Annotated in this window: 21 protein-coding genes; 8 read left to right on the top strand and 13 right to left on the bottom strand. The window is 53.6% G+C overall.

Annotation, left to right across the window (positions count from 1 at the left end):
- Positions 1-81: 81 nt before the first annotated feature.
- Positions 82-3975 carry a phosphoribosylformylglycinamidine synthase gene (gene purL, locus ACX9GU_RS06690; protein WP_473195126.1) on the bottom strand — a complete coding sequence of 1298 codons (3894 nt, stop codon included), beginning with the start codon at positions 3973-3975 and terminating at the stop codon, positions 82-84.
- 275 nt (positions 3976-4250) lie between these two features.
- Between purL and mltF the strand changes: the two genes are divergently transcribed.
- Positions 4251-5708, top strand: coding sequence for a membrane-bound lytic murein transglycosylase MltF (mltF, locus tag ACX9GU_RS06685; protein ID WP_473194243.1), 1458 nt, complete (start codon positions 4251-4253; stop codon positions 5706-5708).
- 15 nt (positions 5709-5723) lie between these two features.
- Here mltF and tadA read toward each other — a convergent pair whose 3' ends face one another.
- Positions 5724-6230: a tRNA adenosine(34) deaminase TadA gene (tadA, locus tag ACX9GU_RS06680; RefSeq protein ID WP_473194242.1), complete on the bottom strand. Its 507-nt coding sequence runs from the start codon at positions 6228-6230 to the stop codon at positions 5724-5726.
- Positions 6231-6558: 328 nt separating this feature from the next.
- Between tadA and yiaY the strand changes: the two genes are divergently transcribed.
- Positions 6559-7710 (top strand): L-threonine dehydrogenase, encoded by a 1152-nt coding sequence (gene yiaY, locus ACX9GU_RS06675; protein WP_473194241.1) that lies wholly within the window; start codon positions 6559-6561, stop codon positions 7708-7710.
- Positions 7711-7749: 39 nt separating this feature from the next.
- Here yiaY and yfhb read toward each other — a convergent pair whose 3' ends face one another.
- A complete protein-coding gene (gene yfhb, locus ACX9GU_RS06670; RefSeq protein ID WP_021178894.1) occupies positions 7750-8397 on the bottom strand; it encodes a phosphatidylglycerophosphatase C in 648 nt (215 codons plus the stop codon).
- A gap of 230 nt (positions 8398-8627) precedes the next feature.
- Between yfhb and ACX9GU_RS06665 the strand changes: the two genes are divergently transcribed.
- The 5 genes from ACX9GU_RS06665 (at position 8628) to ACX9GU_RS06645 (ending at position 12902) form a co-directional block, all read left to right on the top strand.
- Complete coding sequence (locus ACX9GU_RS06665; protein ID WP_473194240.1) at positions 8628-9476, top strand: MurR/RpiR family transcriptional regulator; 849 nt, start codon at positions 8628-8630, stop codon at positions 9474-9476.
- A 241-nt stretch (positions 9477-9717) separates the two neighbouring features.
- Positions 9718-10077 (top strand): GtrA family protein, encoded by a 360-nt coding sequence (locus ACX9GU_RS06660; protein WP_473195125.1) that lies wholly within the window; start codon positions 9718-9720, stop codon positions 10075-10077.
- Positions 10074-10985 (top strand): glycosyltransferase family 2 protein, encoded by a 912-nt coding sequence (locus ACX9GU_RS06655; RefSeq protein WP_166733177.1) that lies wholly within the window; start codon positions 10074-10076, stop codon positions 10983-10985. Before ACX9GU_RS06660 ends, ACX9GU_RS06655 begins: the two co-directional genes overlap by 4 nt.
- Complete coding sequence (locus ACX9GU_RS06650; RefSeq protein WP_473194239.1) at positions 10982-12442, top strand: glucosyltransferase domain-containing protein; 1461 nt, start codon at positions 10982-10984, stop codon at positions 12440-12442. Before ACX9GU_RS06655 ends, ACX9GU_RS06650 begins: the two co-directional genes overlap by 4 nt.
- 199 nt (positions 12443-12641) lie before the next feature.
- A complete protein-coding gene (locus ACX9GU_RS06645; RefSeq protein ID WP_071683942.1) occupies positions 12642-12902 on the top strand; it encodes a YfhL family 4Fe-4S dicluster ferredoxin in 261 nt (86 codons plus the stop codon).
- Between the two features lie 530 nt (positions 12903-13432).
- On the opposite strand, the gene acpS is transcribed toward ACX9GU_RS06645, so the two are convergent.
- The 7 genes from acpS to lepA all read right to left on the bottom strand — a co-directional run bounded on the left by acpS (position 13433) and on the right by lepA (position 19979).
- The gene (gene acpS / locus ACX9GU_RS06640; RefSeq protein ID WP_059201551.1) at positions 13433-13813 is read right to left on the bottom strand and encodes a holo-ACP synthase; all 381 of its coding nucleotides are present in this window, start codon (positions 13811-13813) and stop codon (positions 13433-13435) included.
- The gene (gene pdxJ, locus ACX9GU_RS06635; RefSeq protein ID WP_473194238.1) at positions 13813-14544 is read right to left on the bottom strand and encodes a pyridoxine 5'-phosphate synthase; all 732 of its coding nucleotides are present in this window, start codon (positions 14542-14544) and stop codon (positions 13813-13815) included. Before pdxJ ends, acpS begins: the two co-directional genes overlap by 1 nt.
- 74 nt (positions 14545-14618) lie before the next feature.
- Complete coding sequence (recO, locus tag ACX9GU_RS06630; protein ID WP_021178899.1) at positions 14619-15350, bottom strand: DNA repair protein RecO; 732 nt, start codon at positions 15348-15350, stop codon at positions 14619-14621.
- Between the two features lie 8 nt (positions 15351-15358).
- Complete coding sequence (gene era / locus ACX9GU_RS06625; RefSeq protein ID WP_021178900.1) at positions 15359-16267, bottom strand: GTPase Era; 909 nt, start codon at positions 16265-16267, stop codon at positions 15359-15361.
- Entirely contained in the window at positions 16264-16944 is a 681-nt protein-coding gene (gene rnc, locus ACX9GU_RS06620) for a ribonuclease III (protein ID WP_021178901.1), read from the bottom strand. Before rnc ends, era begins: the two co-directional genes overlap by 4 nt.
- Before the next feature lie 226 nt (positions 16945-17170).
- Complete coding sequence (gene lepB / locus ACX9GU_RS06615; RefSeq protein WP_473194237.1) at positions 17171-18148, bottom strand: signal peptidase I; 978 nt, start codon at positions 18146-18148, stop codon at positions 17171-17173.
- A 31-nt stretch (positions 18149-18179) separates the two neighbouring features.
- Entirely contained in the window at positions 18180-19979 is a 1800-nt protein-coding gene (gene lepA / locus ACX9GU_RS06610) for a translation elongation factor 4 (protein WP_473194236.1), read from the bottom strand.
- A 532-nt stretch (positions 19980-20511) separates the two neighbouring features.
- On the opposite strand from lepA, the gene ACX9GU_RS06605 reads away from it, so the two are divergent.
- Positions 20512-21336 carry a hypothetical protein gene (locus ACX9GU_RS06605; protein ID WP_473194235.1) on the top strand — a complete coding sequence of 275 codons (825 nt, stop codon included), beginning with the start codon at positions 20512-20514 and terminating at the stop codon, positions 21334-21336.
- On the opposite strand, the gene rseC is transcribed toward ACX9GU_RS06605, so the two are convergent.
- The 3 genes from rseC to rseA are packed head-to-tail and all read right to left on the bottom strand — an operon-like array spanning position 21333 to position 23418.
- Positions 21333-21809 carry a SoxR-reducing system protein RseC gene (gene rseC / locus ACX9GU_RS06600; RefSeq protein ID WP_021807684.1) on the bottom strand — a complete coding sequence of 159 codons (477 nt, stop codon included), beginning with the start codon at positions 21807-21809 and terminating at the stop codon, positions 21333-21335. The two genes, ACX9GU_RS06605 and rseC, sit on opposite strands and share 4 nt — an antisense overlap.
- On the bottom strand, positions 21806-22765 hold the full coding sequence (rseB, locus tag ACX9GU_RS06595) for a sigma-E factor regulatory protein RseB (protein WP_473194234.1): 960 nt from the start codon (positions 22763-22765) through the stop codon (positions 21806-21808). The genes rseC and rseB overlap by 4 nt, the downstream gene beginning before the upstream one ends.
- Positions 22765-23418: an anti-sigma-E factor RseA gene (gene rseA, locus ACX9GU_RS06590; protein ID WP_473194233.1), complete on the bottom strand. Its 654-nt coding sequence runs from the start codon at positions 23416-23418 to the stop codon at positions 22765-22767. Before rseA ends, rseB begins: the two co-directional genes overlap by 1 nt.
- Positions 23419-23423 lie beyond the last annotated feature (5 nt).

Here is a 23423-nt window from a genome sequence, read left to right as displayed (position 1 = left end):
GCTAACCAATTAAAAAATAAAGAAATAAAAAAGGCGCCTACGCGGCGCCTCAGTAAACTTGCACGCAAACCTCTGGTTAAATCACCCCAGTTGCTTACGAGCGTTGCGGAACATGCGCATCCAAGGGCTGTCTTCACCCCACTCCTCTGGATGCCAGGAGTTGCTGACGGTGCGGAACACGCGTTCTGGATGCGGCATCATTACGGTGGCGCGGCCATTGCTGCTGGTCACTGCGGTGATCCCATTCGGTGAACCGTTCGGGTTGGCAGGGTAAGCTTCGGTCACTTGACCATGGTTGTCGACAAAACGTAACGCAACCAGGCCGTGATGTTCCAACGCCGCCAGATGCGCCGCATCGCGCACTTCTACATGGCCTTCACCATGAGAAACGGCAATCGGCATGCGCGAGCCTGTCATACCCTGCATAAATAGCGACGGGCTACTAGCCACTTCCACCAGGCTGAAGCGCGCTTCGAAACGATCCGACAGGTTGCGCACAAAGCGCGGCCAATGTTCAGCCCCCGGGATCAGTTCACGCAGGTTGGACATCATCTGGCAACCGTTACACACGCCCAGCGCCAAGGTCTGCGGGCGATGGAAGAAATCGGCAAACTCATCGCGTACGCGCTCGTTGAACAGTATCGACTTAGCCCAGCCTTCACCAGCCCCCAACACGTCGCCATAAGAGAAGCCACCACAGGCCACCAGCGTGTGGAACTCTTGCAGATCGCGGCGGCCTGCCAGCAGATCGCTCATGTGAACATCAACCGCATCAAAACCGGCACGGTGGAACGCCGCCGCCATCTCAACGTGAGAGTTAACCCCTTGCTCACGCAATACCGCAACTTTAGGGCGTGCGCCCTTGGCGATATAAGGTGCTGCGATATCATCATCGGTCGCGAAGGTCAGCTTGACGTTCAGGCCCGGATCGCGCTCGTCCTGCTTGGCCTGGTGCTCCTGATCGGCACATTCCGGGTTATCACGCAGGCGCTGCATCTGCCAGGTGGTTTCAGCCCACCAGGTACGCAGAGTGCTGCGGCTTTCGCTGTACACCGGTTTGCCAGCGCTGGTGATAACGAAACGATCGCCACTCAGCGCCTGGCCAAGGTGATGCACGTTATCCGTCAGACCGTGTTGGGCAAAGACTTGCTGTACGGCCGCCAGTTGCGCAGCTGGCACCTGGATCACCGCACCCAATTCCTCGTTGAACAAGGCAGCCAAGGCGTCAGAACCCAGCGCCTGAATATCGACTTCCACGCCGCAATGCCCGGCAAACGCCATCTCGGCCAAAGTGACCAACAGGCCGCCATCGGAACGGTCGTGATAGGCCAACAGCGCACGATCCGCCACCAGCTGCTGCATCGCGTTGAAGAAACCGGCCAATTGCTCCACGTTGCGAACATCGGCTGGCTTGTCGCCCAGTTGGCGATAAACCTGCGCCAACGCCGTTGCCCCAAGGGCATTGTGGCCATTACCCAGGTCGATCAGTAACAGTGCGCTATCACCCTTGTCGGTACACAGTTGCGGCGTCACGGTGTGGCGCACATCTTCCACGCGAGCAAACGCAGTAATCACCAGCGACAGCGGTGACGTCATTTCCCGCTGTTCATTGCCTTCCTGCCAGCGGGTTTTCATCGACATCGAGTCTTTGCCCACCGGAATGGTGATCCCCAGCGCTGGGCAAAGTTCTTCACCCACCGCCTTCACCGCTTCATATAGACCGGCATCTTCACCAGGGTGGCCCGCTGCGGCCATCCAGTTGGCAGAAAGTTTCACCCGCTTGAGCGAACCGATTTCCACCGCGGCCAGATTAGTCAGCGCTTCCCCTACCGCCAGGCGGCCTGAGGCGGCAAAATCCAGCAATGCGACGGGAGCACGCTCGCCGATCGACATCGCTTCCCCGTAATAGCTGTCCAGGCTGGCCGTGGTTACCGCACAGTCGGCTACCGGGATCTGCCATGGGCCGACCATCTGGTCGCGCGCAACCATGCCGGTGACGGTACGGTCGCCAATGGTGATCAGGAAAGTTTTCTCCGCCACGGCTGGCAAGTGCAGCACCCGCTTGACCGCATCAGCAATGGAGATATCAGCACGCTGCAACGCTTCGCCGCTCGCCTGCTGACGTTTCACGTCGCGGGTCATTTTTGGCGTTTTGCCCAACAGCACATCCAACGGCATGTCGATCGGCTGATTGTCAAAGTGGCGATCGTTGAGCGTCAGATGGCGTTCTTCCGTCGCTTCGCCAATCACCGCAAAAGGCGCGCGCTCACGGCGGCAGATTTCCTCAAAGGTCGCCATTTGCTCAGGCGCTACCGCCATCACATAGCGCTCTTGGGATTCGTTACACCACACTTCCAGCGGGCTCATGCCCGGTTCGTCGTTGAGAATGTCACGCAGTTCGAAACGGCCACCGCGGCCACCGTCGCTAACCAGTTCCGGCATCGCGTTCGACAGGCCACCGGCACCCACATCGTGGATAAACAGGATCGGGTTGCTATCGCCCATCTGCCAGCAGCGGTCGATCACCTCTTGGCAGCGGCGTTCCATTTCCGGGTTATCACGCTGTACCGAAGCAAAATCCAGATCGGCATCGGACTGACCAGAGGCCATCGACGAAGCCGCCCCGCCGCCCAAACCGATGTTCATCGCCGGGCCACCCAGCACCACCAGTTTGGCACCCACGGTGATCTCACCTTTTTGCACATGATCGGCGCGGATGTTGCCCAGGCCGCCTGCCAGCATGATCGGTTTGTGGTAGCCACGCAGCTCAACGCCGTTGTGGCTATTGACGCGCTCTTCATAAGTACGGAAGTAACCGACCAGCGCCGGGCGACCAAACTCGTTATTGAATGCCGCACCGCCCAATGGGCCTTCGGTCATGATATCCAGCGCGGTGACGATGCGATCCGGCTTGCCGAAATCCTGTTCCCAAGGCTGCTCGAAACCCGGTATACGCAGGTTGGAAACCGAGAACCCTACCAGGCCAGCTTTCGGCTTCGCGCCACGGCCGGTTGCACCTTCGTCGCGGATCTCTCCGCCAGAACCGGTCGCAGCTCCTGGCCAAGGCGAGATCGCCGTTGGGTGGTTATGGGTTTCCACCTTCATCAGGATGTGTGCTTCTTCCTGATGATAGTCATACAGGCCGCTTTGCGGCGCGGCAAAGAAGCGCCCCACCTGGGAACCCTCCATCACCGCTGCGTTGTCTTTATAGGCAGAAAGCACGTAGTCCGGCGTCTGCTCAAAGGTATTTTTGATCATTTTGAACAGCGACTTCGGTTGCTGTTCGCCGTCGATGACCCAGTCGGCGTTGAAAATCTTGTGGCGGCAATGTTCGGAGTTGGCCTGTGCGAACATGTACAGCTCAATATCCGTTGGGTTGCGCCCCAACTCGGTAAAGGCGGCCAGCAGGTAGTCGATCTCGTCCTGCGCCAGGGCCAGCCCCAGTTTGGTGTTGGCCTGTTCCAGCGCGCTGCGGCCCTGGGCCAGGATATCCACCGTCTGATACGGTGCGGGCTGATGATGAGAGAACAGTGTTTCCGCCTGTTGCAACTCGCTGAATACCGTTTCCATCATGCGATCGTGCAGCAGGGTGGCAAGCTGTTGCCACTGGGCATCGGTCAAGGTCGGCGCTGTGACATAAAATGCCAGGCCGCGCTCAAGACGAACCACCTGCGTCAGGCCACAGTTATGGGCGATATCGGTGGCTTTGGAAGACCAAGGAGAAATGGTGCCCGGGCGCGGCGTCACCAACAGCAGGCGACCTTGCGGAGCATGTTCAGCGAGAGAAGGACCGTACTTGAGCAACCGCTGCAGCTTGGCCTGCTCTTCGGCGCTTAGCGGTGCGCTGACATCGGCAAAGTGAACGTACTCGGCATAGATATCAACGATCGGCAGTTGAGCATCCTGGCAGCGGGACTGTAGTTTGGTAATGCGAAAAGCCGACAAAGCGGGCGAACCACGCAGTATTTCCATAATCAAAGTTCTCTCGTCTTCGAAGCAACTGGGTTCAGCACTTCATTGGGCGCAACAGGGGGAAAACGCGCGCCATTATAGATAATCCGCGCCGCCGACGAAACCGTTTGCGTAGCTATTATTGATAAAAGCTATTCCCGCTGCCGAATTCTCATAACCTATCAATAAAGTTGCACGCTGGCGTAATGTTGCGCAAAATGCCCCGGCACTGGTGATTTAACCATGAAAAAATCCTGATTCCGGTCAACATAAAGCGTGCATCTATTTGAGATAACTATTTGAAACGCCTAAAAATAAATTACATTCTAATCGGTGTTGTGGCCCTGTTGCTGGCGCTTGCCCTGTGGCCCAATATCGCCTGGCGTGATGGACAGGGAGGCCAACTCGAGGCGATCAAATCGCGGGGGGAACTGCGCGTCAGCACGTTAAACTCACCGTTAACCTATTTCACTACCCCACAGGGGCCGAGTGGCCTTGACTATGAGCTGGCCAAAAGCTTTGCCAACTACCTGGGGGTCAAGTTGGTGGTGATCCCACACCAAAACATCAATGACCTGTTTGACGATCTCGATGACGACAATGCCGATATTCTCGCTGCCGGGCTAATCTACAACCGGGATCGCCTCAGCCGCGCCAGTACCGGCCCGGCGTACTATTCCGTTTCCCAGCAGTTGGTTTATCGGTTGGGTACCACACGGCCAAAAACCTTTGCCGATATCAAAGGCAAGCTGGCGGTGGCCTCCGGTTCGGCGCACGTCAGCACGCTAAAGCAGCTCAAACAAAGCAAATACCCCGAACTCAGTTGGGAAGCATCAAGCGATATGACCTCGAAAGAGCTGCTGGAACAGGTGGCCGATGGCAAGCTGGATTACACCATCGGCGACTCTGTGACCATTGCCCTGCTGCAGCGTATCCATCCACAGCTGGCCGTCGCTTTTGACATTACCGATGAAGAGCCAGTGACCTGGTATCTGAAGCGCAGCAATGACGATAGCCTGTACGCCGCGCTGCTGGATTTTTATAGCCAAAGGGTAGAAGACGGCACGCTAGCCCGGTTGGAAGAGAAATATCTGGGGCACGTGGGCAGTTTTGACTACGTCGATACCAAAACCTTCCTGTCAGCCATCGATTCGGTATTGCCCACTTTCCGCTCGCTGTTTGAAAAGTATGCCAGCGAAATTGACTGGAAGCTGCTGGCCGCCATCGCCTACCAGGAATCGCACTGGAATCCGCAGGCGACCTCCCCCACCGGTGTCCGTGGGCTGATGATGCTGACCAGGGCCACTGCCGACGGCCTGGGCGTCACCGACAGGCTCGATCCGGAGCAAAGTATTCAAGGCGGGGCGCTCTATCTGCAGCGTCTGATGGCGAAGGTGCCCGACACGGTGCCGGAAGATGAGCGGATCTGGTTCGCACTGGCCGCCTATAACATGGGCTGGGGCCATATGCTGGATGCACGTAAACTCACCAAAAGCCAGCAAGGCAACCCCGACAGTTGGGTCGACGTGAAACAGCGCCTGCCGATGCTGAGCCAGAAGCGCTACTATCCGTCACTCACCTATGGCTATGCCCGTGGCCGCGAAGCCTATAACTACGTGGAAAACATCCGCCGTTATCAGGTCAGCCTGGTGGGCTATCTGTTGGAAAAAGAGAAGAAGGCGGTAGAAGCGATGAAACAGGCCGAGCTGGCCAAGGGCTATCCGGCCGTGGAAGCCAAGCTGGCGCTCGCCCTGTAGTTATTTGGCATGTAGTTATTGCGGGTCTTTTCCAGCCCGTTGCGCCAGTTTCAGCGCTTTTTTCTGCTCGCGGCGCATACGGAAAAAGTTGCTGAGGGTGGCGGCGCACTCTTCTGCCAGCACGCCCGAGACGATTTCTACCTGATGATTCATGCCCGGATGGCGCAGAATATCCACCAGTGAACCCACCGCTCCGGTTTTTTCATCGGCCGCGCCGTATACCAAACGACGGATGCGGCTGTGCACCATCGCCCCGGCGCACATCACGCAAGGCTCCAGCGTGACATACAGCGTGGCATTCAGCAGGCGGTAATTCTGCAATACCGCCCCCCCCTGGCGCAGCGCCATGATTTCAGCATGAGCGGTGGGATCGTGGCGGCCGATCGGCCGGTTCCAACCTTCGCCAATCACCTGATTGTCCAGCACCAGCAGCGCCCCAACCGGCACCTCACCTTGTTCCTGCGCACGTTGAGCCAGGCTTAACGCCTGACGCATCCAATACTCATCACTATATTCATTCACCACATCAATCCTCGTGCGCATCGCGGCGGGCATTATACACACTAGTCCCTTTTGCCGCAGCCACTCGGCCTCGTTGAGGTAAATAAGCTTGAACCTGCCACGTTTGTCGATCGCTCAAAACGCCACCAACAAATCAATAACATCATATTTAATGATGATTAAATTTTGTTCATTTCTTAAAATTTCAGATAAACGTTATAAACCGGTGGAAAATCAAGCTGTAGAATTAAGCAAATTTTTGCTAACTAAATTGTGATAGATCATATTTTCTTAAGCATTAGCACGATAAGGTTTACCTCACGCAAAAAGCCTTTATAAGGAGTAGGTTATGGCTGCCTCAACATTCTTTATCCCTTCCATCAACATGATTGGTTCCGGCTGCCTGGAAGACGCGGCAAAAACCATGAAAGAGCATGGACTGCATAACGCACTGATCGTGACCGACAAGGTTTTGAACGGCATTGGCGTCGTAGCTCAGGTGCAAGCCCTGTTGGCAGCACAGAACATTGAAAGCTGCGTCTATGACGGCACCCATCCCAACCCGACCACGGAAAACGTAAAACAGGGCCTGGAACTGTTGCGCGCACATCACTGTGACTGTGTCGTTTCGCTGGGTGGCGGTTCGCCGCATGACTGTGCGAAAGGGATTGCCCTGGTCGCCGCTAACGGCGGGGAAATCAAAGACTATGAAGGGGTTGATCGCTCAGCTAAGCCGCAGTTGCCGGTCGTTGCGATCAACACCACTGCGGGTACCGCTTCCGAGATGACGCGTTTTTGTATCATCACCGACGAAGCGCGCCACATCAAAATGGCGATTGTCGACAAGCACGTGACTCCGATCCTGTCGGTCAACGATCCTCACCTGATGGCTGGCATGCCAAAAGGCCTGACCGCCGCCACCGGTATGGATGCGCTGACCCACGCTATCGAAGCCTACGTCTCCAGCGCCGCCAACCCAATCACCGATGCCTGCGCGCTAAAAGCCGCCACCATGATTGCCGAGTCTTTACGTGATGCGGTCAACGACGGGCAAAACATGCAGGCGCGCGAGAACATGGCCTATGCCCAGTTCCTGGCCGGTATGGCATTTAATAACGCCTCATTGGGTTATGTGCACGCTATGGCGCACCAGTTGGGTGGCTTCTACAACCTGCCACATGGCGTGTGTAACGCCGTGCTGTTGCCGCACGTGCAAGAGTTCAATACTCAGGTTGCCGCAGGGCGCCTGAAAGACATTGCCGCCGCTATGGGCGTAAATGTTGCAGGCCTTGGCGATGAGCAAGGGGCTGCCGCTTGTATCGCCGCCATTCGCCAACTGGCGAAAGACGTGGGAATTCCTGCAGGCTTACGCGATCTGCAGGTCAAAGAAGAAGACTTTGCTACGTTAGCCACTAACGCCCTGAACGATGCCTGTGGATTCACCAATCCAATCCAGGCTAGCCACGAACAGATTATGGCAATCTTTAAAGCAGCCATGTAACCGCTGCCAGGCTCCCTCGTTTTACTGGGGGAGCCTTATTTAGTCCAACTGCTGTAACTCGCCTTCTTTACCCACCCGCCAGCGGTGTTCGCAAAAATAGAGCAAAGGGTTATCCTGCTTGCTGTCGCTGTAGCCACTGAACAATTTCAATGGCGCTCCCAGACGCTGCTCCAGTTGCACCACCTTTTGTACTCCCAGACAGCGCATTGGCAGCACCCAGCCCCCGTAGCGACGCACAATGCTGCTCCCCACCAGCCGTACCCGTGGCAGGAACGCAGAATCCCGATAAACCTGCTCCACCAGCCTTTCCGGAGAGCCGGTGATCAACCACACCTGAGCATCCTGGGCATCCAGGTACTGGCGCAAACGCATCTGCACGACCGGAAAGGCGGTAACCTTACGGCGAAAATAGTCGACGAATTTCGCCTCCAGCGCTTTCAGCCTGGCCTCTGAACGGCCAAAGGTCATGGCCCACAATAGCAGGCTCATGGGCCAGCGTGTCGCCCGCCCACCGATCAACAAACCCAATCCGATAATGGGCAACAGCGGCACCACCAGCACCAGGTTCAACGGCAGATGCCGTAGCAAAAAGCGCAGGAAACTGCCAAACATGTCTTCCTGATGCAAAGTGCCATCCAGATCGAAAAATACCACGCGCTGGGCCTGTGCAACCGGTTTGTCAGTCAAGCGTTACTCCTCGGGATCGTTGACCCCATTATGCAGGTGAAAATACAACCGGTTATTATCGTAATCACTAGACCGACCAGATACAACCGACATTGGTCAACGCCAAAGGCGCGTTAACTCATCAAATCATAGTGTTGCTGCAAGCGTTTTAGCGGCCTGCTCGCAAAAATGATTGCTGCCCGTTTTGCCACCGGCGTGGCAGAATGCTGGCTGGCTCAAAGGAAAAAACCATGAGTACCCTTCTTCGCATACGTCAGATTTACCCAACGCTGGCACAAAACGATCGCAAACTGGCGGACTTTTTGTTGGGTAACCCCGAACAGGCCCGCCACCTCAGCTCACAAAAGCTGGCCCAGTTGGCCGGTGTCAGCCAATCAAGCGTAGTCAAGTTCGCCCAGAAACTGGGCTACAAGGGATTTCCGGCGCTGAAACTGGCCTTGGGTGAGGTGCTGGCTCAACCGCAGATCGCAAAGGTGGTGACGGTCCATAACCACATCCTCAGCAGCGATCCGCTCAAAACCGTCGGTGAGAAACTGCTGCTGGAAAAGCAGGCCGCATTGCGAGCTACCCTGGATATCAACAGTGAACAGCGGCTGCTTACCGCCCTGGAGATGCTGCGTGCGGCGCGGCGGGTGATCTTGGTCGGCATCGGGGCTTCTGGGCTAGTGGCCAAAGACCTGTCGTTCAAGCTGCTAAAGATTGGCGTGATGGCGGTGGCAGAAGCAGATATGTACGTTCAACTGGCGACGATAAAGGCGTTGAGCAGGGAGGATCTGCTGCTGGCGATCTCGTTTAGCGGCGAACGGCGTGAAATCAACCTGGCCGCCGAAGAAGCACGTATTGCCGGAGCCAAGGTGTTGGCACTGACCAGCTTCTCACCTAATGGCCTACAGCAACGGGCCGATCACTGCCTTTATACCATTGCGCAAGAGCCCAATATCCGCAGCGCGGCGATCTCTTCCAGCACCGCACAGTTCGCCCTGACCGACCTGCTGTTTATGGCCCTGCTCCAGCACGAGCTCGAACATACCCACGATCGCATCCACCACAGCGAACAATTAGTGAAAAAACGGGTGTAAAGCGTATAATCTGCGCTCCGCGAAATACCCCCTGTAACTAATTAGAGCAGGTGAAATTACGTCCGGTACACAGCAGAAAACCTGCCCACAGGGCTCGTGTAACCAAGACAGGATCATAAAATAAACATTTCATTCCCAGCACGGCAATTGCTGCTTTTTCATCTAACCAACAACGGCTAAGATGCTGGGTAGCTAAGAGTAAACACCAAAACAGGATCCTAGAGTGGGCCAGCCATCCAAAATATTATCATTATTCGCTAGATATACATCAATAGGGTTAATTAATACACTGATCCACTGGTTGGTCTTCGCGGCTTTATACACGCTGGGAGCCAGTCAGTTACTGGCCAATTCAGCAGCATTTTGTGTCGCAGTAACCTTCTCATTTTTTGCCAACGCTCGCTGGACATTTCACGCAAAGGCAACCTCTCTGCGCTATATACTGTTTGTGCTCTTTATGGGGGCAATGGCGGCAACTATCGGGTGGGCGGCTGATAAAATGCATACTTCTCCCCTGATCACGCTAGCCGCATTTTCCTTTATCAGCCTTATAGCAGGCTTTGTCTATTCTAATTTCATTGTTTTCAGGGTGAAAAAATGAAAATTTCATTAGTTGTTCCAGTCTTCAACGAAGAAGATGCAATACCTATATTCTATCGTACGGTAAAAGAAAAGCTGTCCGAATATGATATCGAAATTGTCTTCATTAATGATGGTAGCAAAGATGCAACCGAACAGATTATTCAATCACTTGCAAATGCGGACCCAGCCGTAAAGGCCCTAAGCTTCATAAGAAATTTTGGCAAGGAACCCGCCCTCTTGGCTGGCCTGGAACATGCCATCGGCGATGCGGTCATCCCGATTGATGTTGACCTTCAGGATCCTATCGAAGTCATTCCCCAGTTGATCAATAAATGGCAGGAAGGCTGGCAGATCGTGCTAGCCAAACGGGCCGATAGGAGCACCGACAGCCCTTTCAAGCGTAAAACAGCCAGATGGTTCTATAAACTTCACAATAAAATAAGTTCTTCCAAAATTGAAGAGAACGTAGGCGATTTCCGACTGCTCTCCCGAGAAACAGTAGAAAATATCAAATTGTTGCAGGAGAGAAATTTGTTTATGAAGGGGATCCTCGGTTGGGTGGAAGGAGATACCGCGGTCGTGGAATACACTCGTACCGAGCGAGTCGCCGGCCAGACAAAATTTAATGGCTGGAAGTTATGGAATCTGGCACTTGAAGGTTTCACCAGTTTTTCGACACTCCCGCTCAGGATCTGGTCATATATCGGTTTTTTTGTGGCAGCTTTATCCTTTTTCTATGGGGTATGGATGATCATCGATAAGCTGATTTGGGGAAATCCCGTTGCTGGGTATCCTTCTATCCTGGTGTCAATACTGTTTCTTGGTGGTGTACAATTGATAGGGATCGGTGTACTCGGCGAGTATATTGGCAGGATCTATATCGAAACTAAAAAAAGACCACGCTATTTACTGAAAGGCAACAAATGAAAAACCATAGCCATTTAAAATTCCTCAGCTATGCTATAGGACTACTCATACTGCCAGTTCTATTGGCAAACCTGTATTATGTCGATGATATGGGGAGAGCCACCATTGGTTATACCAACTGGGGGGCCGATGGGCGACCTGTTGCCGATTTAGTAATGAAAATCATTAATTTTAGAAGCCATCTTGTTGATCTTTACCCATTGCCATTAATATTTGGCAGTATCATTCTCATCATCAGTCTCAATGCCTATGCAAAAGTTTATCTACCCAGTCAAAAAATTTATGCAATTATTCCACTCACCTATCTGCTAGCTCCTTCCACGCCAGAGATATTGTTATATAGATTTGACAGCCTGACCCTGCTCATCAGCATTTCATTGCCGTTGATAGCTTACAGCTATAGATATCAGCAAGAATATAAAAACATTCTGCTTGGTATTGCTGTCGTTGTGGGCACCTACAGCACTTATCAAGCTTCGGTTAACCTCTTCGTCATTCTTGCAGCGATAGAGTTAATTAAGTCTTACAGTGATAATGAGAGTAACAAACTTACGCTGCTGAGATTGGCATCCAGAATCGGTCAATTTATCATCGCATCTTTGCTATACCTATTGGTAGTCGTTCCAAAATACTTTAGTGGCAACCATACTGAGGATCACCCAGGGCTTGCCAGCGAGAGCATAATAAAGCTGATTGTTGATAATTTCATTTCTTACTATACGTTCGTTAATAATAGTTTCATGAAAGGCAATGGAACTATAATGGTTGCCTTATTTCTAGTTTTGACGCTCATCGCCATCACATTGATTCTTCTTTCAAGAAAAACGAAACAATGGAACATTCAAGGGATTTCGTTAACAGCCATTATCTTAATTACACCATTTGCCGTATTGATCATGAGCGTGGGCTCTCTATTGATTCTTGAAGCCCCTGTTAGTAACTTTCCACGAATTTACGTTGGTGTCGGTGGCGTCGTTCTCTTCTTTAACATGGTTATCATGCTGGCGCTCAAGGAAAAGACGAAACTTTTCCTTATCGTTCCCCTGGCGGCATTCCTCTATACCTTAATCATGGTTAGTGCCGTTACTAATGCAATAAAATCGCAAGAGTACTTTACCAGCATTTTAATTCAAGAAGTTAAAACAAGCGCTGCTAACCTGGTCTATAAACATATTGTAACCGTAGGCAGTTTTCCTTCATCAGACGTCTTTGCCAACAGCGAAAAGAATTTCCCCATTATTTCCGCCATTAACAGATACTCCCCAGGTTGGTGGTGGACTAATAAACGCTTTGAATTTGAAGGTATAAAGCGAGAGTGGCTTCCACCTACGTCGGCAGCACAAGCGAATGCCATAAACTCTCGTTGTTCAACAGCCTTTAAAGCTGAAAACGATCATTTTATTCTTTATCAAATAAATAACATACTGGTGATAGATTTCACCAAAGGATGCAACTAATTCTTTCCGCCGCTTCTATCTAGAGGCGGCATTTTATAAACTATGCTAGACACTCGTGATTTTGGGGTTGACAGTATTCTGTGTTACAGTGCGCGGCGTTGAAATTCCTTATCCATTATCTCCACGGGGGGTAAATAATAAGGAAAGCAAAGAATATTTAACCAATTGATTTATTTGATAAAAAAGGCAATCAGTTGATATGGCTCTATTAATCACCAAAAAATGTATCAATTGCGATATGTGCGAGCCGGAATGCCCGAACCAGGCGATTTCGATGGGGGATGAGATTTATCAGATCGATGCCAACCGCTGCACCGAATGCGTGGGACATTACGAGACCCCAACCTGCCAGCAGGTGTGTCCGATCGATAACACCATCATTACCGATCCGCAGCACGTAGAGAACCAGGAACAGCTGTGGGACAAGTTTGTCGTGCTGCACCATGCCGATAGTTTGTGAGTCAATCGCCCCTCACCCTAACCCTCTCCCACAGGGAGAGGGGACCGATCGAGTTCGCTGATTTTTCTGCGCAATACCCCACCATCCTTCCTTCTGTACCTACTTCCCTAAGGTGCATGGCCAACCAAACGCTCCGGACAGTTTCCAAAGGGAGGCGACCGATCGAGTTCGCTGATTTTTCTGCGCAATACCCCACCATCATTCCTTCTGTACCTACTTCCCTAAGGTGCATGGCCAACCAAACGCTCCGGACAGTTTCCAAAGGGAGGCGACCGACCGAGTTCGCTGATTTTTCTGCGCAATACCCCACCATCCTTTCTTCTTGCGCCCATTTCCCGAAAGTGCTGCTTATTATATCTCTAACAAAGTGTCCGGGATGATTAGACCATTACATTTACTCTTCCAACGAATGAGCCACAGAATGACTTCTGTAACAGACGGCAGCACCTAACCAGCTCCTTCTCCCTGTGGGAGAAGGTTGGGATGAGGGGACTAGATTGACTCCGGCACCTGGCAACCACTCAGGGCAATTACCCCTCGATGATCACCGTAGCACAGGCATAGCGGCGTTCATCCGCCAAAGAAACGTGGATCGACTTGACCCCCATCTCCTGCGCCAGCTCGGCAGCACGTTCATGCAGCCGGATATTGGGTTTACCCAGGGCATCATTGAACACTTCAAACTGATTGAACGCCAGGCCGTTGCGGATGCCGGTGCCGAACGCCTTGGCGGCGGCCTCTTTGACCGCAAAACGTTTCGCCAGGAAGCGTACCGGCTGCTGATGCTGCTGATACACCTCCCATTCGGCCGGGCTTAACACCCGGCGAGCCAGGCGATCGCCGCTGCGTTCCACCACCGCTTCGATACGCGCCATCTCCACGATGTCGGTTCCCAAGCCCAGTACCGCCATTAGCGACGCGCTTCCCGCATCAGCAGCTTCATGTCCGCCACCGCGGCCGGTAAACCGCTCATCACCGCCTGGCCAATAATGGCATGGCCGATATTCAGCTCATGCATCTCTGGCAGCGCGGCGATCGGCTGCACGTTATGATAGGTCAAACCGTGGCCCGCATTCACCTTCAGGCCTTTGCTGGCCGCGTAGGTGGCCGCTTTGGCAATGCGCTTGAGCTCGGCTTGCATGGCCAGATCGCCCTGCGCTTCGGCATAGGCACCGGTATGGATCTCGATATAAGGTGCGCCTACGGCCACTGCCGCGTCGATCTGACGGTGATCGGCATCGATAAACAACGAAACCAAAATGCCAGCCTGCGCCAGGCGTTCAACCGCCACGGCCATTTTGTCCTGCTGCCCGGCCACGTCCAGTCCACCTTCGGTGGTCACTTCCTGACGCTTTTCCGGCACCAGACAGCAAAAATGTGGTTTCAGCTCAATGGCGATATCCAGCATTTCATCGGTGACGGCCATTTCCAGGTTCATACGGGTCTGGATGGTTTGGCGCAGGATTCGCACGTCGCGGTCGGTAATATGACGGCGATCTTCACGCAGGTGAACGGTGATGCCATCGGCCCCCGCCTGCTCGGCAATAAATGCCGCCTGCACCGGGTCCGGGTAATTGGTGCCACGCGCGTTACGTAACGTGGCAATATGATCGATATTGACGCCCAGCAGTAAATCAGCCATGACAACCCTCTACTAAGTCATTTTCAGTAGCAGCAGTTTACACGGGTGGGCAAAACGGCAAAAGCAGAAACCGCTTAGGCTTCGTCGACGGGGGTATCAGGTTGTTTGCGCACGAACTGGCGAAACAGTTCACGGCTCTTCAGCGGCTTACCGCCGAGATAGGGTTTTAGCGCCATGCGGGTAAAGCGCTTGGCTGCACGCAGGGTTTCTGCATCGGGGAACTGGCGTTCATCCAGGGCGCGGAGTTCACGGCCGGTAAAACTGTAATGATCCACCACCAGGCTGGCGATAAAGCCTTTTTCTTCGCGATAGCGATAGGTCATGCCGTCATCCACCGGCTCGCCGCTGCCAGCACAATGGAGGAAATCCAGCCCGTAACCCAGGTGCCCTAACAATGCCAACTCGAACTGCCGCAGGGCATGCTCCGGGGAGCTGTCTTCCGCCGCCAGGGCCTGTAAGCATTGCAGATAATCGAAGAACAACACCGAATAGTTGCCTTCCTGCTCCAGCACCCGTGACAACAGTTCATTCACGTAAAGGCCGCTGTAAAGCATCATACCGCTGAGGGGTAAACCAAGGGAGACCGCTTCGGCACCGCGCAGCGTTTTGACTTCGCCACGACCGCCCCAACGTACTAACAGAGGAGTAAAGGGTTGCAAGCAACCCTTTAGATTGGAACGGCGACTGCGTGCGCCTTTCGCCAGCAAGCGCACCCGCCCATGACCTTCCGTGAACAGATCCAGCATCAGGCTGGTTTCACTAAAGGGCCGCCCATGCAGGACGAAAGCGCGCTCCCAGCCATCCATAGGAGGAATTACTTCAGGTCGTCGGTATAGCCCAGGCTACGCAGCGCACGTTCGTCGTCCGCCCAGCCCGATTTCACTTTCACCCACAGCTCCAGATGCACTTTGGCTTCAAACATCTGTTCCATGTCCTGACGGGCTTCGATACCGATGGTTTTGATCTTCGAACCTTTGTTGCCGATAACCATCTTCTTCTGGCCTTCACGCTCAACCAGGATCAGACCGTGCACGTCGTAACCACCGCGCTCATTCGGTACAAACTGTTCGATTTCGACCGTCACCGAGTAAGGCAGTTCCTCACCCAGGAAACGCATCAGCTTTTCACGGATGATTTCCGACGCCATAAAGCGCTGGGAACGGTCAGTGATGTAATCGTCCGGGAAGTGGTGTTCCGCTTCCGGCAACACTTTACGTGCGATAGCCGCAATGGTGTCCACGTTCATGCCTTTTTCGGCAGAGATCGGCACCACATCCAGGAAGTTCATCTGCTGGCTGAGGAACGCAATGTGCGGCAACAGCTTGGATTTGTCGGTGACGTTGTCGACCTTGTTGATCGCCAGCAGAACCGGGCATTTCAGGCTGCGCAGCTTGTTGACCACCATTTCATCATCGGCAGTCCAGTTGGTGCCTTCTACGACGAAGATCACCAGCTCGACGTCGCCGATTGAGCTGCTGGCCGCGCGGTTCATCAAACGGTTGATGGCACGCTTTTCTTCGATATGCAGACCCGGGGTGTCGACGTAAATGGCCTGATAAGCGCCATCGGTATCGATACCCATAATGCGGTGACGGGTCGTCTGTGGTTTACGCGAGGTGATGGAGACTTTTTGCCCCAGCAGTTGGTTCAGCAACGTGGATTTGCCCACGTTGGGACGACCAACGATCGCAATAAAACCGCAGTATTGTTTTTCTTCGCTCATTCAAGCTCCAGCTTTTTCAGCGCTTGTTCCGCTGCCGCCTGCTCGGCTTTACGGCGGCTTGAACCAGTGCCCACGACGGGCTCGCTCAAACCACTCACCTGACAGTGGATAGTAAACTCCTGATCGTGCGCCTCACCGCGAACCTGCACCACCAGATATGTTGGCAATGGCAGATGACGACCCTGTAAAAACTCCTGCAAACGGGTTTTCGGGTCTTTCTGCTTATCACCGGGGCTGATTTCGTCCAACCGGCTACGATACCAGTCCAAAATCAGGCGCTCGACGTTTTGAATATCGCTATCCAGGAACACACCGCCAATCAGTGCCTCCACCGTATCCGCCAGGATCGACTCGCGGCGGAATCCACCACTTTTCAGCTCGCCCGGCCCAAGGCGCAAACACTCACCCAGGTCGAATTCACGCGCCATCTCCGCCAACGTATTGCCCCGCACCAGCGTGGCACGCATGCGGCTCATGTCTCCTTCGTCTACGCGAGGAAAACGCTGGTAGAGCGCATTGGCGATGACAAAACTAAGGATCGAATCACCCAGAAACTCGAGACGTTCATTGTGTTTACTGCTGGCGCTACGGTGAGTTAACGCTTGCAGTAAGAGCTCCTGCTGTTGAAAAGTGTAGCCCAGCTTCCGCTGCAGCCTGTTTATTACGATGGGGTTCATGAGTTACCAATAGATCAAGAATGCGTCAAAAACTTGCAGCATACGGAACAGGCCTGCTTTGCCAAAAGCCAATCCAAAGCTGTTTCGTTTGCAGTGGCGCCCAAAAGGGGCCAACTTTTATCGCTCGAGGGGCTATTCTACAACGAGTGGAAATATATTGCTGCGATTATATAGACCCATTGCCTGTCAAACTGCAGCCTAATTGGCTGCAGTTGGCAAAACGCTATTAGTGAATACCACCAATACGGCTCAATCTGACGCCCGTTGGCCATTCACCTTCCTGCTTTTCAAAACTCATCCAGATCGCGGTGGCTTTACCTACCAGATTCTTCTCAGGCACGAATCCCCAATAACGGCTGTCGGCGCTATTATCGCGGTTATCGCCCATCATGAAGTAATGGCCGGCGGGTACTACCCACTCGCCCAACTGCTGGCCTGGCTGCTGATAGTAAGCACCGACCTGATCTTGTGCGCCGGGCACGGTCAGAATACGGTGAGTCACGTTGCCCAACGTTTCCTTGCGCTCACCAAGGCGAATACCGCCCTGTGGCACGTTATCCGTCAGTGGGATCTGGAAGAAACCGTTGCTGGCTTCGCCCATGCCGCTGCGGGTAAACATCTGCACAAAATCGCTCGGTTGCATATCGCTGTAGGTGACCGCCAATGCGGTATCGCACGGCTGGCCACTATTGCAGGACTCTTGCACCGTCACGCGCTTATTCACCGGATCATAGGTCACGCGATCGCCAGGTACGCCAATCACGCGTTTGATATAATCCAGTTTGGTGTCGCGTGGATATTTAAATACCGCAATATCACCGCGCTTGGGATGACCGGTTTCAATTAGCGTGGTCTGGGTGATCGGATCCTTTACGCCGTAGGCAAATTTTTCCACCAGAATGAAATCACCAATCAACAACGTCGGCATCATTGAGCCTGAAGGGATCTGGAACGGTTCGTAAATAAACGAACGCACTACAAACACCAACAGCAATACCGGGAACACCGAAGCCCCGGTTTCAACCCAGCCCGGCTGCCTTGCCACTTTCGCCAAGGCCGCTTCGTCGACCGTTCCGGCCGCCTGTGCATTGACCGCCGCGATTTTCGCCCGGCGTGCTGGCGCCCATTTAAAGCGCTCAAAGCACCAGATGATCCCGGTCACCAAAGTGGCAATCGCCAGGATCAAGGCAAACATATTCGCCATGCAAACTCCCTAGTTACGCGAGCTTTCGCTCTTACTTACCGTCTTTACCCACGTGCAGAATGGCCAGGAACGCTTCCTGCGGCAACTCAACGTTACCCACCTGCTTCATGCGTTTTTTACCGTCTTTCTGCTTCTGCAGCAGCTTCTTCTTACGGCTGACGTCGCCGCCGTAGCACTTGGCCAACACGTTTTTACGCAGCTGTTTCACCGTAGAACGAGCGATGATATGCGTACCGATCGCCGCCTGGATCGCAATATCAAATTGCTGGCGTGGGATCAGCTCTTTCATTTTCTCGACCAGATCACGGCCACGATACTGCGCGTTATCACGGTGAGTGATCAGCGCCAACGCATCTACGCGTTCGTTGTTGATCAACACGTCAACGCGCACCATGTCCGAGGCCTGGAAACGTTTAAAATTATAATCCAGTGACGCGTAACCGCGCGAGGTAGATTTCAAACGGTCAAAGAAGTCTAGCACCACTTCGGCCATTGGGATTTCGTAGGTCAGCGCCACCTGGTTACCGTGGTAAACCATGTTGGTCTGTACGCCACGCTTCTCAATACACAGCGTGATCACGTTGCCCAGATATTCCTGCGGCATCAGCATGTGACATTCTGCAATCGGCTCACGCAGTTCAGCGATGTTATTCAACGGCGGCAGCTTGGAAGGGCTGTCGACGTAGATGGTTTCATTGCCGGTGGTTTCGACTTCATATACTACCGTAGGTGCCGTAGTGATCAGTTCCAGATCGTATTCACGCTCCAGACGTTCCTGAATGATCTCCATGTGCAGCAGACCAAGGAAGCCACAGCGGAAACCAAAGCCCAACGCGGTAGAGCTTTCTGGTTCATAGAACAGGGAGGCATCGTTCAGGCTCAGCTTGCCCAGCGCATCGCGGAAGGCTTCATAATCGTCGGAACTGATCGGGAACAGACCGGCATACACCTGTGGCTTCACTTTTTTGAAGCCTGGCAGCATTTTGTCTGCCGGTTGGCGAGCCAACGTCAAGGTATCGCCCACTGGCGCGCCGAGGATATCTTTAATGGCGCAGACCAACCAGCCCACTTCGCCACAGTTCAGCACGTCGCGATCGACACGTTTCGGGGTGAAGATCCCCAGGCGGTCGGCGTTATAAGTTTGGCCGGTGCTCATGACCTTAACTTTATCGCCCTTGCGCAGGGTGCCGTTTTTCACGCGGATCAGGGAGACAACGCCAAGGTAGTTATCAAACCAGGAGTCGATGATCAACGCCTGCAGCGGGGCATCCGCATCACCTTCCGGTGGCGGGATATCACGCACCAGACGCTCCAGCACTTCAGGCACGCCAACGCCGGTTTTTGCCGAGCAGCGCACCGCGTCAGTCGCATCAATGCCCACGATATCTTCGATTTCCTGTGCGGCGCGATCCGGATCGGCGGCTGGCAGGTCAATCTTGTTCAACACCGGTACCACTTCAAGATCCATGTCCAGTGCGGTATAGCAGTTGGCCAAGGTCTGGGCTTCTACGCCCTGCCCGGCATCCACCACCAGCAATGCGCCTTCACAGGCGGCCAGTGAGCGGGAAACCTCATAGGAGAAGTCAACGTGCCCAGGGGTGTCGATAAAGTTGAGGTGGTAAACCTGCCCATCATTGGCTTTATAGTCGAGCGTTACGCTCTGCGCTTTGATGGTAATACCACGCTCACGTTCCAGATCCATAGAATCCAGCACCTGTGCAGCCATTTCACGTTCGGTCAGGCCGCCGCAGATTTGGATAATACGGTCAGACAGCGTCGACTTACCGTGGTCAATATGGGCAATGATAGAAAAATTTCTTATGTGTTTCATTTAATTAGTTTTTCTGCCTTGGTATTTCTGAATTACTCGCCTATGGAACCCGCATGGACATAAAGCGACGGTGAATGGGTCGGCTATTTTTCGCCTGAATCGCAGCATTCTACATGCCACAACACTGAAAACCTAGCAATCGGTGTCGGGAAGCTATTCGATTATACGTAGTTTAGTGTTACAACGCGCCGCAGTTGATGAAAGCAGATATTAACGCGGCGAAGGCCTGATAAACATTGTGGGTTAATTGCGCCAATCTTCTTGACCAGACACTATTTACCCGGTGGTAATACATATTACGCGATTACGCAATAAACCCAATCTTAATTGTTTAATAAATAATATCTTTATCAATAACTTACAGTTAAACCACAACGCAAGCGCTTTAGGATAAACCTGATATACGCTCCTTTGCCCCTCGGTTACAAGTGGCAAGAACTTTGGATAAAAACAGACTTCAGGGCACTACGACATCGGCAAGCCCACCAGAGTTCACCAGCATCTCCTCTGAACATTGATTGGAAGGTTTATCATGATCGATAAAGGGCAAATGCTGAGCCGGCACGATTTTTCCAAGGTCAACTGGGGCATTTTGGCAGCGGTAACGCTGCTGTTCACACTCGGTGCGGCGCTGTTATTAATGCCGTTATTGAGCAACATGGAAGATCCTCACGTTCTGGCCTTACTGCAAGCCGGCGCGGCAACCATTCTGTTAGGCACTATGTTGCTGGCATTGCGCCATTATCTGCGGCCAATGCTGACCTATCGCCTGTATGAGCACGGCGTGCGCGTGCTGGATCACCACAGCCATAAAGAACGGTTTATTGCGTTTGAAAAGATTGCCGATATCTACCATTCTCGCGGTAGCAGGCTGCTTGGCGGGCTGAACGACAATATGGCGTTTCGCACCTCAGAAGCGGGGTTCTGGTACAGCATCAAGAGCAATATCTCTCACTCCCGACAGCTGATTGAAACCCTGATCCAGCAACAGATCCAGCAGCGCGGGCCGCTGGCATTAAATTCGCTTTATCAGGGGGAAATATTGACCTTCGGCTATCTCATTAGCGGTAGGGGCTGGCTTGGTTCGTGGCAAGAGAAGCCGACTCAAACATTACGGCTTAGCGCTACGACGCTGAGTATCGCCCAGTCGCAGGTTCAGATCGAAAAGATCCACCGGCTGGAAAGCAATATGCAACGAGGCACCCTTCGTTTGCTGGATCTACAAGGTAATGAGCTGTTTTCGCTGGGTTATGACTCGCTGTTCAGCGCCGATCTGTTTATTGCGCTGATGGAGCATATGATCAACAACCGCATCCCCGCCTATAACAACCCGGCGATGACGCGGCCGCCGTATTAAATCGGGGATTCGGTTTCAGTGTTCAACCGCAAGGCACCGGGCGGCAAACCGATTTGCAGCACCACGGGTTGATAATTGGCCTGTTCGCCGAGGCGTTTTGCCAATGCGCGTGCGATCAGGAAAGCGAGACCGCCCCCTAAAATCCCACCGAGTGCCGCCGCAGCGTCACTGCCCAACCACCATTGCAGCAGGCCACCGCCTAGCATCATGCCTAATAACGGGGTCAGATAGACCAGCATCGCCGAGCGTAACAGGCTGCCTTCGGCGATACCGACTTCAACGCGCTGGCCGGGTTCCAGAGGCTGGGCGATTGCCACCTGCAGGTGATGTTCACTTTCAGGCACCAGTTCGTCGAATGCACGAGCACCGCAGCCAGAGCGCGCGGTACAGCTGCCACAGCCGGCTTTAGGCTCACAACGCAGCTGTGCCACGCCCTGTTGCCACGAGATCACCGTGGCCCACTCTTTCATCATTGCGGTGCTACCTTGAAAGTAATGCTGTCGGCAATGCGTTTCGCCGTTGAAGGAGGCAATTCCCCAACCACGGTAATTTCATTGCCATTACGAATTTCGGTTTGGATGGTGCGGCGGCCCTGACGATAAAACTGTTGGCTGGCATTGCTGCCCGAAGGGCTGACGTTAACCGAGAAGCTAAACAAACCATCGCTATAAAGCCGCGATTCAACCGGCACCGCCACATTCGGTAACTTGCGGCGATTACGCGCCACCTCGTTAACGCCCGCGGGCAACCAACCGGCATTCCAGGCAAGCTTAACGTCTTCAGCCGCAGGTAAGGTCAACAGCGGTGGCAGATTGGCCTTGAGCAAAGGTTGCATGACGTTTTTCACCTGATCGCCCACTACGACCGAGATGACCCGATACTGTTCCAGCGTTTCGCCATCACGATCGAGCAAATCGACCCGTAGCGGCAGCTTGGTCTCCATATCCATCCAGACCACATAGCTGTAACGGGAGCCGTCACGAGCCACGACGCGGTAAACGTCACAAGGCCGATCGGAAATGCGGGTGCGGCCAACGGAGATGAAGTCGTAGTATTTCGCCAGATAGTCGAAATCGGCAAACACGATGGCGGGCAAGGCGTCGACGATGTGATCGCCAGACAGCGTGAACGGTTCCAGACCAGGCTCAAAATAGCTGATCCCACCGCCACGTTGCAGCACTTCCCGACGAGGGCCGTCCATATGCAGCAACTGCCCAAGGGGCTGCTTATCGATCACCGCATGGCGATAGCGTAGCGACTCTATCCCCTGCTTGCTGATGCTGATATAGGCGAGTTCATAGTTGAGTGAACGGCTGGCACTGCTCATTTGTTGCAATAACGCCCCGGACGCAGGTTCCTGCGCCGAGGCGATAGTTGAATTGAGCAGGCTGCCCGTTAAAAGACAAACGGAGAACCAGATTTGCTTCATTACTGCTGTTGCATTCCTAAAGACTGAGTTCCAGGAACCTGAACTGCGGCCTGCTGTGGCCTGCTTTGTTCAAGTTGCAGCTGATCGGAGTGCAAACGGCGTTGCAACTCATAATCCTGCAGCATGGCATTGATACGCTTACGCTGTTCCTGCACCTGCTGCTGTTGGCCGCTGCCGGTTGAGAAACTGTCTGCCGGGACGCCCAGGCTGACCGGGGAAGCTTGCCCCATGATTGGCAACGTATTGAACGCTGGTGCTTCAGCCGCGCCTGATTGGGCCGTTGGCTGATTGTACTGTTGCACACCCACGATCACTGCCAGAGAGACACAAGCGGCAACGCCGACTTGAGTGAGCTGGCTAGCCCAAGGACGAACCTTGTGCCAGAACGGCAGTTTACCCCAGGTGTGAGGTTGCGGTTGAGATTCGGGGATTGCCGAAGGAAGCAGACGAGCGGGCTCTTTTTCCAATGCGGCAGCAACACGGTCTGCGATATCGAAATGCATGACTTGCCCGACATCACCCCGTAACGTGTCACGGATTAGGTGATAGCTCTGCCAGCTTTGTTGAAGCGCCCGATCTTTACTCAATGAACTCAGCAGCTCATTGTCGAGCATTTCACCATCCATCAGAGCGGAAAGCTTTTCTTTCTGCATGCCTA

The organism is Serratia sp. K1WW1, assembly GCF_055790865.1.
The sequence above is the reverse complement of the archived record's forward strand: the minus strand, read 5'-3'. Positions and strand labels throughout refer to the sequence as shown.

What these genes read in the sequence shown, in the direction of transcription:
- pdxJ (WP_473194238.1), bottom strand. Translation starts at nt 14,544, where the DNA reads ATGGCTGATTTACTGCTGGGCGTCAATATCGATCATATTGCCACGTTA.
- ACX9GU_RS06665 (WP_473194240.1), top strand. Translation starts at nt 8,628, where the DNA reads ATGAGTACCCTTCTTCGCATACGTCAGATTTACCCAACGCTGGCACAA.
- yiaY (WP_473194241.1), top strand. Translation starts at nt 6,559, where the DNA reads ATGGCTGCCTCAACATTCTTTATCCCTTCCATCAACATGATTGGTTCC.
- acpS (WP_059201551.1), bottom strand. Translation starts at nt 13,813, where the DNA reads ATGGCGGTACTGGGCTTGGGAACCGACATCGTGGAGATGGCGCGTATC.
- ACX9GU_RS06655 (WP_166733177.1), top strand. Translation starts at nt 10,074, where the DNA reads ATGAAAATTTCATTAGTTGTTCCAGTCTTCAACGAAGAAGATGCAATA.
- ACX9GU_RS06605 (WP_473194235.1), top strand. Translation starts at nt 20,512, where the DNA reads ATGATCGATAAAGGGCAAATGCTGAGCCGGCACGATTTTTCCAAGGTC.
- ACX9GU_RS06650 (WP_473194239.1), top strand. Translation starts at nt 10,982, where the DNA reads ATGAAAAACCATAGCCATTTAAAATTCCTCAGCTATGCTATAGGACTA.
- rseA (WP_473194233.1), bottom strand. Translation starts at nt 23,418, where the DNA reads ATGCAGAAAGAAAAGCTTTCCGCTCTGATGGATGGTGAAATGCTCGAC.
- lepA (WP_473194236.1), bottom strand. Translation starts at nt 19,979, where the DNA reads ATGAAACACATAAGAAATTTTTCTATCATTGCCCATATTGACCACGGT.
- ACX9GU_RS06645 (WP_071683942.1), top strand. Translation starts at nt 12,642, where the DNA reads ATGGCTCTATTAATCACCAAAAAATGTATCAATTGCGATATGTGCGAG.
- rseB (WP_473194234.1), bottom strand. Translation starts at nt 22,765, where the DNA reads ATGAAGCAAATCTGGTTCTCCGTTTGTCTTTTAACGGGCAGCCTGCTC.
- era (WP_021178900.1), bottom strand. Translation starts at nt 16,267, where the DNA reads ATGAGCGAAGAAAAACAATACTGCGGTTTTATTGCGATCGTTGGTCGT.
- rseC (WP_021807684.1), bottom strand. Translation starts at nt 21,809, where the DNA reads ATGATGAAAGAGTGGGCCACGGTGATCTCGTGGCAACAGGGCGTGGCA.
- rnc (WP_021178901.1), bottom strand. Translation starts at nt 16,944, where the DNA reads ATGAACCCCATCGTAATAAACAGGCTGCAGCGGAAGCTGGGCTACACT.
- lepB (WP_473194237.1), bottom strand. Translation starts at nt 18,148, where the DNA reads ATGGCGAATATGTTTGCCTTGATCCTGGCGATTGCCACTTTGGTGACC.
- recO (WP_021178899.1), bottom strand. Translation starts at nt 15,350, where the DNA reads ATGGATGGCTGGGAGCGCGCTTTCGTCCTGCATGGGCGGCCCTTTAGT.